The following is a 14,094-nucleotide window of genomic DNA, read 5'->3' as shown; positions in this document are numbered from 1 at the left end:
CGTCCGGCACCGGATCGGCGGGACTGGCGGAACCGCCGGACCTACCGCAACCGCCGGCGGGGTCTCGCCCCGGAAGCCGACGCCGCTCCCCTCACCCGCCGCCTTCCGGGAGGCGGGGCATCCGGACGATACCGGCCTGCTGCTGATCGGCGCTTCGACCGGCGGACCGCAGGCGCTGGAGGCGATCCTGGGCGCCCTGCCCGCCGACCTGCCGTGGCCCGTCCTGGTCGCCCAGCACATGCCGGCGACGTTCACAGGCGCCTTCGCCCAGCGGCTCAACCGCCTCTGTGCCCTGAACGTGACGGAGGTCCGGCAATCGACCGTGCTGCGGCCTGGACAGGTCTACATCGCCGAGGGCGACGCCGACCTGATCGTGGCGCGGCGTCCGCTCGGCCTGATAGCGCTGCCGGTGCCGGCATCGCCGTCGCACCGGTGGCATCCTTCGGTGGACCGGATGGTCGTGAGCGCGCTCAACCACGTGCCGGCCGACCGGCTGGTCGGCGTCCTGCTGACCGGCATGGGCGACGACGGGGCCGCCGCCTTGGCGAGGCTGCGGGCGGAAGGCGGCCACACCATCGCCCAGGACGAGGAAACCGCCGTCGTCTGGGGCATGCCGGGCGATCTGGTCAGGCGCCAGGGGGCCGACGTCGTGGCGCCGCTGCCGGAAATAGCCCGCCGGATCGTCCAGGCGGTCACGCGGAGGCTGACGCCGGCATGCCGCTGATCCGCCACGATCCACCCGGTCCCGCGGGTATTCCCGGTCAGGGGGACCTGAACAGCGCCGACCCGGCCGAGCGCCGGCATGCCGTCCGCTCGCTGGGGCATGAAGCCGGGACCGTCCCGCTGCTGATGGCCGCCTTGGAGCGCGAAGGCGATGCCGCCGTCCAGGAGGCGATCTTCACGGTGCTGGAAACCATCCCCGAGGCGGCGGCGCCGCTGGCGTCGCTGCTGCGGTCCGACGATGCCGCCCTGCGCACCGGCGCGGTCGAGGCCTTGCAGGCGATGCCGGAGGCCGCCCGGCCGCTGCTACCCGGCCTGCTGGCCGACGGCGACGGCGATGTCCGCATCCTGGCCGTCGAGGTGGTCCGCTGCCTGCCGGCCGGCGAGACGGTGGCGCTTCTGTGCGGGCTGCTGGAGCGCGAGACCGATCCGAATGTCTGCCTCGCCGCCGTCGAGATCCTGGCCGAGTCCGGCACGCCGGAGGCGGTACCGGCGCTCCGGCGGCTGGCCGGACGGTTCCCGTCCCAGCCCATGCTGCCCTTTGCGGTCAGGGTCGCGGTCGAGCGCATCTCGGGAACCGCAAGCTGAAGCGCCGCATGCCCCCCGAAGATGCGCCGCGCGAAACAGCGTCGGCCGGGGAAATCCGCATCGGCGACGCCGAACTCCGCCGGTTCCGCGATTTCTTCTACCGGCGCACCGGAATCGTGTTCGCCGAGTCGCAGCGGGTCTACGTGGAACGCCGGCTGTCGGACTGCATCCTGGCCGCCGGCTCGCGCGGGTTCGCCGACCATTTCGCCCGGCTGATGGTGGAGCCGGCGGAGATGGAGCGCCTGATCTCCTCCTTCACCGTCAACGAGACCTATTTCTACCGCGAGGACTACCAGCTTCGCTGCCTGACATCGTCGCTGCTCGACCGGATCACCGCCCGCAAGCGTCCCGGCCAGCCGATCCGGCTGTGGTCGGTCCCCTGCTCGACCGGGGAGGAGCCCTACTCGATCGCGATCTGGCTGCTGGAGAACTGGCCGCAGGTCGATGCCTGGGAGATCGAGATCATCGGCTCGGACATCGACGGCCGGGTGCTTCAGGCGGCCGAAGCGGGGATCTACTTCGAGCGCTCGCTGATGCGCCTGCCCCGTCCCCTGGTCGGGAAATACTTCACGGCCATCGGCGAGGGGCAGTACAGGATCGACGCCGAACTGCGCGGTTCCATCCGGTTCAGCCGGGTCAACCTGATCGACCAGGGCGATACCGCGAAATGGCGCGACATCGACGTCGTCTTCTGCCGTAACGTCCTGATCTATTTCGATGAAGTCTCGCGCCGCACCGCCGCCGGCAATCTCTACGACAGCATGGCGCCCGGCGGCTTCATCTGCCTGGGCCACACCGAATCGATGAGCCGCATATCGCCGCTCTTCCGTGTCTGCCGGTTCGAAGACGCCATCGTATACCAGAAGCCGGAGGAAAATGGTCATGTCTGACCGGCCGGAGCGACCGCGGATCCTGATCGTCGACGACGGTTCCCTGATCCGCCTTTATTACCGCGAAACGCTGGAAGCCGCCGGTTTCGACGTCGCCGAGGCGCTGAACGGGATCGAGGCGCTGGAGAAGCTGCTGTCCGATCGGTTCGACCTCGCGATCGTCGACATCAACATGCCGAAGATGGACGGCATGTCGTTCCTGCGCGCCCTGCGCGGCCGTCACGGCGAGGCGGGGTCGCTTCCGGTCCTGGTGATCTCCAGCGAGGCGGCGGACCGCGACGTGGCTGCGGCCCGGGCGGCGGGGGCGAACTTCTATCTGGTCAAGCCGGTGTCGGCGGAGGTCCTGGCGCTTCATGCCGCCGTGCTGACGGGGAGACCGGCATGAATGCGCTGCTCGAACAATTCCTGCTGGAAAGCCGGGACCTGATCGCGGAAGCGACCCGGGACCTGCTGGCGCTGGAAAGGACGCCGGACGACGGCGCGCTGATCGTCGGCGTCTTTCGGGCGTTCCATACCCTGAAAGGCTCGTCCGGCGTGTTCGGCATCCAGCCGATGACCCGGATGCTGCACGCCGCGGAAGACATCCTGTCCGCCATCCGCGACGGCCGCGCCGCGACCGGATCGGACCTTACCGATGCGCTGCTGGAATCCCTCGACCAGACCGCGCGCTGGCTGGACGAGTTGGAGGCAAGCGAAGCGCTGCCGGCCGATGCCGACGCCGCCGCAACCGCGCTGATCGACCGTCTGCATGGCGGCGGCGGCATCGCCACGGCCCGGCCGGACGCACCGATGGCCGGCGACCTCGACGTCTTCACCGGGGCGGAACGCGCGGGCGTACTCGACGCGCTGCACGGACAGCCCGCCGGGACCGGAGTCTTCAGGATCGCCTATCGGCCCGATCCGCGCTGTTTCTTCAACGGCGACGATCCGCTGAAGCTGCTGGCCGGCCTGCCCGGACTGGCGGCCCTACACATTTCGGCACGCGAGGGGTGGCCGGCGCTGGACTCCCTCGATCCGTTCCAGTGTCACCTCGATATCGATGCGCTGGCGCTGGGCGAAGAATCGGCGGTCCGGCATGCGTTCCGCCTCGTCGCCGATCAGGTGACGATCGCCGCGGTCGATCCCGCGGCGCTTTCGCCGCAGCCTTCCCCGCCGCCCTTTCCGATTGCCGGGGCCGGCGATGTCGTCGGCGCGGTGCTTGAGGAACAGCGGCGTCTGCTCGCGGCGCCGGACGTCCCGCCGGGGGAAGCCGCCGGCCGTTGGGGATCGGCGGCGGCGGCGGCTGTCAACGCCCTTCGTCACGAAGGCCGCGGCGGCACTGCGGACGCCGTCGCCGCCGCCCTTGCCGTGGCGATGGACCGGCTCGATCCCAAGCCCCTGGCCGAGGCGCTGGAGCGGGCCATGCGCGACAGGCTGGCGAGCGGCAAGGACCTCGCGGCGTCCTCGCCTTCGCAGCCGCCGTCCCCGCAGCCGCCGTCTTCCCGCTCGCTTCGGGTCGAGGAACAGCGGGTCGACCGCTTGTTCGCGCTGGTCGGCGAGATGATCGTGGCGAAGAACACCCTCGGCTGGCTGGCGGGACGGACGGCGGAAGCGGCTGATCCGTCCGGGATCGTCCGGCCGCTGCGGGACCTGCATGCCCTGGTGGAGCGGCTGACCCGCGACATGCACGACGCCGTGGTCAGGATCAGAACGGTGCCGGTGGGGCAGGTGTTCGACCGATTTCCCCGTCTGGTCCGCGACCTGTCGCTCCGGCTGGGCAAGCCGGCCGATCTGGCGATCGAGGGGGAAGCGACCAGCGCCGACAAGACCGTCGTAGACGCCCTGTTCGAACCGGTGATGCATCTGGTCCGCAACAGCCTGGACCACGGCGTCGAGCGGCCGGAGGAGCGCCGCGCCAGGGGCAAGCCGGACCGCGCCACGGTCGTCCTGCGCGCCTTCCATGCCAATGACCGGCTGGTGGTGGAGATCTCCGACGACGGCGGCGGCATCGATCTGGCGGCGGTCGGCAGGAAGGCGGTGCTCGCGGGGGTGCTGGACGAAGGCCAGCTCGCCCTACTGACCGACGAGGAAGTCGCAGCACTGATCTTCGCCCCCGGTCTGTCGACCATGGAAGAGACCTCCGACCTGTCGGGCCGTGGCGTCGGCATGTCGGCGGTCCGCCTGGCGATCGAAAGGATCGGCGGTTCGGTCGGCATCCGGACCCTCCGTCATCGCGGGACGACGATCCGCCTGGAACTGCCGCTGACGCTGGCGCTGCTGCGGATCGTCACGGTTTCGGCCTGCGGCAGGCAGTTCGGCGCTCCGCTGGACGACGTGGCCGAAACCATCCGCCTGCCGGACAGCCGCATCCAGCGGATCAGGGGCCGCCGTGCCTTCACATGGCGCGACCAGGTGGTTCCGCTCCACCCGCTCGGGCGTCTTCTGGAACTGCCGGAGGAGCCGGGGCAAAGGCAGCGGCGCGGCGACGCGGAAGACAGGCTGGTGCTGGTCGTCCGGGCCGGCGGCGGGGTCTTCGGGCTCGAGGTGGACGGGATCGGCGATCGGCTGGAAGTGGCGCTGCGCCCGATGGACGGGCTGCTGGCGAACATCCCGGCCTATCTCGGCACGACGTTGCAGGGCGACGGCGGCGTGCTGCTCATCCTCAACCTGAAGGAGCTTCCGCCATGACCGTCCGTTTGTCCGACCGGGTCATCGTCCTGGAAGGGGATTGCCCGGTCGATGAAGCGGAGGCGCTGCTCGATCTCCTCCTCGCCAATCCCAATGCTCCAGTGGACTGGACCGCTTGCGGTCAGCTACATAGTTCCTTGGTCCAAGTGCTTCTCGCGGCTCGGCCTGCGATATTGGGGGTGCCGGAAAACCCGTTCCTCCGAACCTGGATCGTCCCGATGGTCCAAGATTCATAATGAAATATCCTTCTGACTTAGGGTACGATATCTTGCTATAATAAAAGAACTTTGCGTCGCGGCTCGGGAATAGCGATATCAGGTGGCTCTATGCTTCCATAAATCAGTGGAACAGGAGCCAATCGAATCGCGTTATTCTGAGTTGGTCCTCTCATTTTACCGCGTGGACGGCGGGAGAGATTTCAGCATTTATGCTGTTGGAGGCCGGGCGTTCAGAATCGGGAACCGACAGACTCATTTGAGGTATAAGGTTTATGACGCGTACTGTGCTGGTCGTCGACGATAGCAAACTCGCCCGGATGGTTGTGAAGAGCATCCTTGTCAAGACGCGGGCCGACTGGCGGGTCGTCGAAGCGGCCGGGCCGGAACAGGCCCTCGACCTCCTGGACGGGGAAGGCATCGACATCGCCCTGATCGATTTCAACATGCCGGAGCACGACGGCCTGTGGCTCGCCTCGGCAATCCGCGACCGCGACCCGGAAATGCCGATCGCCATCCTTTCGGCCAATGCCCAGGACGCCATCCTGGCCCGCGCACGGGAACTGGACGCCGCCTTCGTCGAAAAGCCGATTTCGGACGAAGCCTTGGCGGCCTTCCTGTCGGGAGCCGCCCTCAAGCTCAGGCGTGCCGGCAAATGACCCTGGAACACAGCGGCGTCTCGACCGGCGGCGAAGGTCTGCTGACCGAGCTGGAACGCGACGCCCTTACTGAAATCATCAATATCGGCGTCAGCCGCGCCGCCAAGAACCTGAGCCGGATGGTCAAGGATCAGGTTCATCTCGCCGTCCCCCGCACCGAGATCATGACCCGCGACAGCGCCGTCGAATGGCTGTCGAGACGCGAGAACAGCAGCTTGGTCGCCGTCGGCCAGGACTTCCGCGGCTCGTTCTCCGGTCAGGCGCTGCTGATCTTCCCGGAAAAGACCAGCCTGGAACTGGTCAGGAGCATCCTCGACGACACCTTGTCGCTGGATGAGATCGTCGACCTGGAACAGGAGGCGCTGGCGGAGATCGGCAATGTCGTGTTGAACGGCTGCCTCGTCGTCATGGCCAACATGTTGAAGGAGAGCCTGAACATGTCGCTGCCCCGCGTCATGCGCGGCAGCAGCCAGGTGGTGCTCCTTGGCGACGACGAGGAGGAAGACCCCGGAGAAATGGTGCTTTTCCTGACGATCGATTTCGCGGTGCGGGCCAGGAGCATAAACGGCTATATTGCCCTGCTGATGGATCTGCCCTCGATCGCCGCGATCAAGACCCTGATACGCGAGTATCTGAAGGGATTCGAAGAAAGCTGATGGACTCCTCTTTCGACATGGCCCAGGCCGGCGGCGCCATACTCGATGCGATGGACACCGGCATCGTCATTCTGGACGACGCGTGCCGCGTCGGGATCTGGAACGCCTGGATGGAGCGCGCCAGCGGCGTGAACCGCGCCGACATGGCCGGCAAATCGCTGTGGGAAGCGCTGCCGGATCTGGCCGACAGCCGGCTGCGGGGCGCGGTGGACGATGCGCTCCAGGCGGGGGCTTCCAGCATCCTGACCTATTCGCTGCACGCCGGACTGCTGCCGCTCCGCCTCCCCGACGGCAGGCCGCTCCTGCACAACCTGATCATCCGCCCGCTGACTGGAAAAGCCGCGGGCGGCTGCATGATCCAGGTCAACGACATCACGGTCACGGTAACGCGGGAGCGCGTGCTGCGCGAAAGGCGCGACGCCAAGTACCGGGCGGTGGTCGACACGGCGCAGGACGCCATCGTCACGACGGACGCCGCCGGCACCCTGCAATGGATGAACACGGCGGCCGAGCGGATCTTCGACGTCCATTCGCAGGAAGCGATCGGGAAGGATATCGACCTGCTGCTGTCCGCCTCCGGCTGCGTCCACTGGCCGCGCAATCAGGCGGCCCTGGCGATCAACGAGGAGGCCTTGCAGCCGGTCGAACTGGTCGGCCAAAGCCGGGACGGCACGCCGCTGAACCTGGAACTGTCGCTGGCGAGCTGGCGGAGCGAGGACCGCGTCTTCGTGACGGGCATCCTGCGCGACGTGACGGAGCGGCTGCGGGTACGCGATGCGCTGGAACAGGCGGTCGCCGACAAGACGGTGCTGCTGCGGGAAATCAACCACCGGGTCAAGAACAGCCTTCAGCTCGTGTCGGGCCTGCTCAACCTCCAAAGGGCGAGCATCGACGACAGCCTGGCCAAGTCGCTGCTCAAGGACGCTTCCGACCGGATCGCGGCGGTCGCCCGCGTCCATTACCGCCTCTACCAGAGCGACCGGTTCTCCACGCTGGACTTCGCGGCGTTCCTGGAGGAGCTGTGCGACGATCTGGCCGAAGCTTCGGGCATGAGCGTCTGCGACCTCGTCCTGGAGGCGGGAGCGCTGGAGATCAACATCGACCATGCCGCACCGCTGGGGCTGATCGCCAACGAACTGATCACCAATGCGATCAAGCACCGCGACACCGACCCTGCCATCATCAGGGTCGCCCTGGAAAGCGGCGAGGGCGGCTATGCGCTCACCGTCGCCGACCAGGGTCCCGGCCTGCCGTCGGATTTCAATCCGGCGAAATCCCGTACGCTGGGAATGCGCATTGTCACGGCCCTGACGCGCCAGCTCGGCGGCACGCTGGAGGTCATTCCCGCCAGCAAGGGCACCACCTTCCGCGTGACGGTCCAGGGCAGCCGGAACGGCGTTCCCCAGCAGGCGGACGCTTCGCCCGATCCGGAGAACGGCGAGAACGCCGCCTGAGACCGGGCGCTGCCGGCGCGGCCTTCAGCCCGGCCGGCCGTCGATCCGGGCGCTGATCAGGATCGGCGCGAACTCGATCAGGTAGAGCAGGAACGCCAGCGCCCAGAGGATGGCCGAAACCCCGATCAGGGGATGGGCCTCGGGAAAGGCCGACGGCCCGAAGACGCGGACCACCGCCGCCAGATTGATGATCGCGAAGGCTGCCGTCATCAGGCGCGACGCCTCGATCGGCCTGCCGGTATGGCCGCGCGCGGTGCGGGCCATCATGCCGAGCGTCAGCACCCCGATCCCGCCGACCGTGAAGGCATGGTCGGCGGCGCCGGCCGGCAAGTCCAGCCCGAAGTCGGAAGCGGCCCGCAGGGCCAGCGCTACCGCGATCCAGGCGTGGCCGGCATGCAGCACCCAGAGCATCGGGACGCCTGCCGTCGCCCACGGTTTCCAGGGCAGCGCACGGGCGACCAGCAGCGCCGCGGCGGCCAGGGCGGCAAGTCCGCCGGCGACGCTGCCGGGAACCAGCACGGAAGCCGCCACCGCCGCCACTGTCGCCGCGACCGCAAGCCTGTCGAGCCGCTTGTCGATGGCGGCCCCGGCCGCCGGCAGCCGGTTCTTGGTGAAGAACGGGATCACCCGGCCGCCCATCACGACCAGGATCACCATCATGACTCCCAGCACGCCCCGCGTGACCTCGGCGCCGACGGACACGACGCCGGCGGCATCCAGGTGAAGCGCCAGATTGGCCGATGCCAGCGCCAGGAGCACGAAGGGAAAGGCGATGTTCCGGCGGTTGCGCGCAGCCAGCAGCGGCGGCAGCATGGCGGCCGCGGCCAGCGGCAGGAAGGCCACGTCCACCCCGGCGACGACCTGCCAGGGAAGGTCGGCGCCCGTCAGCATCAGCACCCGTCCCACGATCCACAGCACCGCCAGCCCGGCCAGGGGAGCGCCGGCGACCGTCGGCCGGCCCGTCCAATTCGGGATCGCGGTCAGCAGAAATCCCACGAGGACCGCCGAGGTGAACCCGAACAGCATTTCATGGGTATGCCATGCCGCCGGGCTGAACCCGGCCGGCAACGCCAGATGGCCGTGCCACGCCGCGACCCATAGCGGGATCCAGGCGACGGCAAGCAGGGCCGCCAGCAGGTAGAAGGGCCGGAAGCCCAGCGCGAACAGCACCGGCGCCCGAAAGAGGCCGGAGGTGTCGAAGCCGGGACCTGGAGTCGGGGCTGGCGTCGGAATGGTCATGGACGGAGTTCCTGATGGTGGCGCGGTCATGCCGCACCATCCTCCCGTCCGTCGGCCTAGCCCTTGACCGCAGTCAAGCGCGATGAAAAGACCCTGGACGCCGCCGGGCTGGACGCGACGGCCCGGACCAGCAACCCGGTGGTCAGGACCAGCGCCAGATCGAAGGCGAAGTTGCCGACCAGCAGATGCTTCGTGATCTCCGCCCTGCCGTCGCCGACGACGGTGATGACCGTCTGGCTGACGGCGACGGCGCACAGGAACTGCGCCGCCAGCGCGAAGCCCCGCAATCCGGCCACCCTCGATATCGGCAGCAGCGCGCCCGACAGCGTCAGGGCCAGCAGGTAGAAGCCGAATCCTGTCGGCAGCAGGCCCTTGACGGTGGTCCAGAAAGACGGCTCGAACAGGGGTTTTATAAGGCCGTCGAGATGCCGCTTGCCGTAGACGTCCAGCGCTATGTCCTGCATGGCGTCCGATGCGAAATGCACCGCGGACGCCATCGCCGGCGGGTCGTTCAGGTAGATCGAGACGACCTTGCCGTGGCTGGTCAGGCTTCCCAGCTCCGTGAAGCAGGTGCCGGGCACGAAGGCGTTGACGCCGATGCAGCGCGCCGCATCCGGCGGGAAATCGGCGAGATGCCGGCCGGGGTCTTCGCTGAAGGTTAAGGCGCCGATGAACGTCGCGTTGTAGGCATTGACGTTGCGGAACTCGTAGCCCGACGTGGCCGCCAGCGCGGCGATCTGCGGCACAAGGAACAAGGCCGCGAAGGCCGGCGCCCTGCGCCAAGTCAGTCCGGGGATCCCCGACACCCAGGAATGCGCCAGGAACACGGCCAGCAGGATCGCGGGCGTCGGCGCGAACTGGGCCTTGGACGTGGCGAACAGCGCCAGCACCGCCGCGAACAGGATCTTCCAGCCCCAGCCGCCCGCCGCCCTGAAAGCCAGGACGGCGGCGGGCGCCAGGACCGTCAGGTAGAGCAGGCTGGCCCGCTCCTCGTAGAAGGAGTTGAAGAAGGCCTTATAGCTGACATCCAGCAGGACCGCCGACACGAAGAGCATCGTCCCGAAGGTCAGCGCGGCGCTTCCGGTCGCGGCATAGAACAGGATCGCCAGACCTGCGAATGCGGCCAGTTCGACGATCCGGACGGGAATGGAGGCGATCCGCAGCGAGTAGCCGGTGTTTCCGGTAACGGCCCCGGCAGCGGCATTGGCCGCGATCCCCGCCATGTTGAGCAACTGGGCCGAAGACCGGCTCTCCATCCCGCCCGGCACGGTCTCCGGCTTCGGAGTCCACTCGTCGATCCAGAACTTGGTGAACCGGCGGTCCCAGGTGGCGTCGTCCGACGGCCAGTTGGTCTCAAAGGCGGCCGGCTTCTCGATGAACCACTGCATCGACCGGGAGAAATCGCCGTTGTCGGCGATGCCCGTATTGATCAGCAGCGGCGCCACCACCGCGTAGATCAGCATGACCAGGGCCAGCGCGGCCGGTAGAGGCTGACGATCGCTTGTTCCCATAGTACCAACAGCTCTCCCAACCGGCGGCGGCTTGGCGAGACTTCCCCCTATATCACCCATGGTATTAGCACAAGTGCGGTCCGCCTGCGTCGTTCCGGCGAAGATGCCCGCCCGGTATCCCGCCCATGCGCCGGCCTCCGCCGGCCAGGCCGGCTCTTGCCCTGGACAGGTCGTCGATGCCGGCAGCGGACCCGTCACCGGTCCGGCCATGGCCGTCCGTCTGCCCGTCGCGGACCGGTTCGCCCGGACGGACCCTGAACCAGATCGCATAGAGCGCCGGCAGGAAGACCAGGATCAGCACCGTGCCGCCCGCCGTGCCGCCGATCAGGGTAAAGGCCATCGATCCCCAGAAGACGGACGTCGTCAGGGGAACGAAGGCCAGGACGGCGGCCAGCGCCGTCAGGATGACCGGGCGGGCGCGCTGGACGGTCGCTTCGACCACGGCGTGGTAGTCGTCCAGACCTTCCTCCCGGTTGGTGTGGATCTGGCCGATCAGGATCAGGGTGTTGCGCATCAGGATGCCCGCCAGACCGATCAGCCCCAGGATCGCATTGAAGCCGAACGGCTGGTCGAACAGCAGCAGGACCGGCACGGCGCCCACCAGCCCCAGCGGAGCCGTCAGGAACACCATCGTCGTCGCCGCCAGCGAGCGTGTCTGAAGGACGATGACCAGCAGCGTCAGGGCGATTATGATCGGGAACAGCGGGACGAGTGCCGCGTTGGCCTTGCCGGCATCCTCGATGTTGCCGCCTGCTTCGATGCGGTAGCCGGCGGGCAGCCGGGCGATCAGCGGCGCCAGCGCCTCGGCGATCTCGGTGGAAACCTGGGGCGGCTGGAGGCTTTCGTCGATATCGGTCTGCACCGTGATCGTGGGCACGCGGTCGCGCCGTCTCAGGATGGGGTCTTCGGCGCGGACCTCGACCCTGCCGATCTGGCTCAGCGGGATCAGGCGGCCGTCATGGCTGGTCAGGGTCAGGTCGCCCAAGCGGGCCGGGTCGAGCCGTTCCGGACCCGACGCCCGCGCCACCACGTCGACCGTGCGGATGCCCTCCCGCACCTGGGTCACCGGCACGCCTGTCAGCAGGAACTGAAGCTGCTCGCCGGCATCGGCGGGCGTCAGGCCGATCAGGCGCAGACGGTCCTGATCCAGGACGAAATGGACGGTCGGCACCCGCTCGCCCCAGTCCTGGTTCACCTGCCGGGTGTGGGGATTGGCGCGCATCACCGCCTGGACCTCGTCGGCTATCGTTCGCACCGTCGCGATATCAGGCCCCATGACCCGGAAGTTGACCAGGAAGCGGGAATACGGACCGAAGACGAGCTGCGTCGCCCGCAGCCGCGCTTCCGGCGCCAGACCTTCCGCGATCCGCTCGCGCAGCCGATGCTTCAGGCGGTCGCGCGCTTCGGCATCGGGTGTCAGGACGACGATCTTGGCAAAGGACGGGTCCGGCAGTTCCGGGTTGTAGGACAGGACGAAGCGCGCCGCTCCGCGCCCGATATAGCTGGACACGATCTCCGCCTCGGGCTGCTGCCTCAGCCAGTCCTCGACCTTCCTGGTCGCGGCGCTTGTCGCGGCGATGCTGGTGCCTTCCGGCATCTGGACCTCGACCAGGACTTCCGGCCGGTCGGAATTCGGGAAGAACTGCTGCTTGACCGACCCCATGCCTACGCCGGCCATGACGAAGGCGGCGACTACGGCGCCGGCGACGAGGAACTTGCGGCGCACCGACCAGCCGACCAGCCGGCGCAGCCGCCGGTAGTTGGGCGTGGCGTAGATCGCGGCGTGACCGCCGGGGACCGGCTTGATGTCGGGGAGCAGCTTGACGCCCAGATAAGGCGTGAAGATGACAGCGACGAACCAGGACGCGATCAGCGCGAAGCCGACGATCCAGAAGATGTTGCCGGCATATTCCCCGGCGGTGGACCGGGCGAAACCGACCGGGGTGAAGCCGATGATCGTGATCACCGTGCCGGAAAGCATCGGGGCCGCCGTGTGGCTCCAGGCATAGGCGGCGGCCTTGGTCCGTTCGTAGCCTTCCTCGAGCTTCACCACCATCATTTCGATCGCGATGATGGCGTCGTCGACCAGCAGCCCCAGCGAGATGATGAGCGCGCCCAGCGTGATGCGGTCGAACGCCCGCCCGGTGTCGAGCATGATGACGAAGACCACAGCCAGCGTCAGCGGCACGGCGGCGGCCACCACGATGCCGACGCGCCAGCCGAGGCTGACCAGACCGACCACCATGACGACGCCGAGCGCCACGAAGAACTTGAGCATGAACTCGTCGACGGCCTCGCTGATGTTGACCGCCTGGTCCGTGACCTTGCTGAAGGTGAGACCGGCGGGCAATTCCGCCGAAATCGCCTTCTGTTCGGCTTCGAGCGCCTTGCCGAGGTCGAGGCCGTTCCAGGCGTCCTGCATGACGATGCTCAGCATCAGCGCCGGCTCGCCGTTGTGGCGGATCAGGAAAGTGGCCGGGTCCTCGTAGCCGCGCCCGACTTCGGCGACATCGGACAGCTTCAGCGTCCGTCCGCCGGAAACGATCGGCGTGTCGCGGATCTTCCGGAGGTCGTCGTAGGCGCCGTCGAGGCGGACGAAGACCTGCGGCCCGTTCGTGTCGATCGATCCGGCCGGCGTCACCGCGTTCTGGCGCTGGAGTGCGTCGAAGATATCGCGGGCGCCGACGCCGAGCGTCGCCAGCCGGGCATAGGAGAACTCGACGAAGATGCGCTCCGGGCGTTCGCCCAGGATATCGACCTTCTTGACGCCCGCCACGTGCAGCAGGCGCTGGCGCAGCTTTTCGGCTTCCCGCGTCAGCAGGCGGGGCGGCATTCCAGGTGCCTCGACGGCATAGAGCGCGAAGGTGACGTCGGAGTATTCGTCATTGACGAAGGGGCCGAGGGCGCCCTTCGGCAGGTTGCGCGCCTCGTCGCCGAGTTTCTTGCGCGCCTGATAGAATTCGTCGGGAACCGCTGCGGCAGGCGTATCGTCCCTCAGCGAGACGGTCATCAGGACCAGTCCCGGACGGGTGAAGGTCTCGACACGGTCGTACCAGCGCAGTTCCTGCATGCGCTTTTCCAGCGGCTCGGCGACGACATCCTGCATCTCCTGCGCCGTGGCGCCGGGCCAGGCGGCAGAGACCGTCAGCACCTTGACCGTAAAGGCCGGGTCCTCGGCACGGCCGAGCTTGAAGAAGGCCAGACCGCCGGCCAGGATGACCGCGACGATCAGGAACAGGGTGATCGCACGTTCGCGAACCGCGAGCGCCGAGAGGTTGAAGCCCATCATTCGACTGCCGCCCGACCGGTCGCCTGATCACCGGCCACCTGATTGCCGGCTCCCGGACGTCCGATGGCGCGGACGCTCTGGCCTTCGTGGAGGAAGCGTCCCCCCAGCGCCACGATCGTTTCGCCGACCTGGACGCCACCGCCAAGCACGACGCTCTCCCCGCCGAACGCCGCGACCTGAACAGGTCGGAACGACACCGAAGACAG

At 68.1% G+C, this 14,094-nt stretch carries 11 protein-coding genes and 1 pseudogene; 8 read left to right on the top strand and 4 right to left on the bottom strand.

The genetic code is table 11. The features are described from left to right. From AC5JJ6_RS19770 to AC5JJ6_RS19735, 8 genes are all read left to right on the top strand, one after another. Window positions 1-724, top strand: a 724-nt coding sequence (locus AC5JJ6_RS19770; protein WP_496043702.1) for a CheB methylesterase domain-containing protein, incomplete at its 5' end; no start/stop codon positions are given. After that, window positions 715-1,308, top strand: coding sequence for a HEAT repeat domain-containing protein (locus AC5JJ6_RS19765; protein ID WP_496043701.1), 594 nt, complete (start codon window positions 715-717; stop codon window positions 1,306-1,308). The genes AC5JJ6_RS19770 and AC5JJ6_RS19765, both read left to right, overlap by 10 nt. An 8-nt stretch (window positions 1,309-1,316) precedes the next feature. Beyond that, window positions 1,317-2,198 carry a CheR family methyltransferase gene (locus tag AC5JJ6_RS19760; RefSeq protein ID WP_496043700.1) on the top strand — a complete coding sequence of 294 codons (882 nt, stop codon included), beginning with the start codon at window positions 1,317-1,319 and terminating at the stop codon, window positions 2,196-2,198. Next, complete coding sequence (locus AC5JJ6_RS19755) at window positions 2,191-2,583, top strand: response regulator (RefSeq protein WP_496043699.1); 393 nt, start codon at window positions 2,191-2,193, stop codon at window positions 2,581-2,583. The genes AC5JJ6_RS19760 and AC5JJ6_RS19755 overlap by 8 nt, the downstream gene beginning before the upstream one ends. Next, window positions 2,580-4,865 carry a chemotaxis protein CheA gene (locus tag AC5JJ6_RS19750; protein ID WP_496043698.1) on the top strand — a complete coding sequence of 762 codons (2,286 nt, stop codon included), beginning with the start codon at window positions 2,580-2,582 and terminating at the stop codon, window positions 4,863-4,865. The genes AC5JJ6_RS19755 and AC5JJ6_RS19750 overlap by 4 nt, the downstream gene beginning before the upstream one ends. Window positions 4,866-5,355: 490 nt before the next feature. Next, complete coding sequence (locus AC5JJ6_RS19745; protein WP_496043697.1) at window positions 5,356-5,739, top strand: response regulator; 384 nt, start codon at window positions 5,356-5,358, stop codon at window positions 5,737-5,739. Continuing rightward, window positions 5,736-6,395 (top strand): chemotaxis protein CheX, encoded by a 660-nt coding sequence (locus AC5JJ6_RS19740; protein WP_496043696.1) that lies wholly within the window; start codon window positions 5,736-5,738, stop codon window positions 6,393-6,395. Before AC5JJ6_RS19745 ends, AC5JJ6_RS19740 begins: the two co-directional genes overlap by 4 nt. Then, on the top strand, window positions 6,395-7,849 hold the full coding sequence (locus tag AC5JJ6_RS19735) for a sensor histidine kinase (protein ID WP_496043695.1): 1,455 nt from the start codon (window positions 6,395-6,397) through the stop codon (window positions 7,847-7,849). The genes AC5JJ6_RS19740 and AC5JJ6_RS19735 overlap by 1 nt, the downstream gene beginning before the upstream one ends. A 24-nt stretch (window positions 7,850-7,873) precedes the next feature. On the opposite strand, the gene AC5JJ6_RS19730 is transcribed toward AC5JJ6_RS19735, so the two are convergent. The 4 genes and pseudogenes from AC5JJ6_RS19730 to AC5JJ6_RS19715 form a co-directional block, all read right to left on the bottom strand. Continuing rightward, on the bottom strand, window positions 7,874-9,088 hold the full coding sequence (locus AC5JJ6_RS19730; RefSeq protein ID WP_496043694.1) for an NnrS family protein: 1,215 nt from the start codon (window positions 9,086-9,088) through the stop codon (window positions 7,874-7,876). Window positions 9,089-9,144: 56 nt separating this feature from the next. Then, window positions 9,145-10,599 (bottom strand): glycan biosynthesis hexose transferase WsfD, encoded by a 1,455-nt coding sequence (wsfD, locus tag AC5JJ6_RS19725; RefSeq protein ID WP_496043693.1) that lies wholly within the window; start codon window positions 10,597-10,599, stop codon window positions 9,145-9,147. A gap of 64 nt (window positions 10,600-10,663) precedes the next feature. Continuing rightward, window positions 10,664-13,888, bottom strand: a complete 3,225-nt coding sequence (locus AC5JJ6_RS19720) for an efflux RND transporter permease subunit (RefSeq protein WP_496043692.1) — start codon at window positions 13,886-13,888, stop codon at window positions 10,664-10,666. Continuing rightward, window positions 13,885-14,094, bottom strand: a pseudogene (locus AC5JJ6_RS19715) (hypothetical protein); the annotation flags it as partial. The pseudogene AC5JJ6_RS19715 and the gene AC5JJ6_RS19720, both read right to left, overlap by 4 nt.

It is taken from the genome of Skermanella sp. (assembly GCF_059503625.1).
The sequence above is the reverse complement of the archived record's forward strand: the minus strand, read 5'-3'. Positions and strand labels throughout refer to the sequence as shown.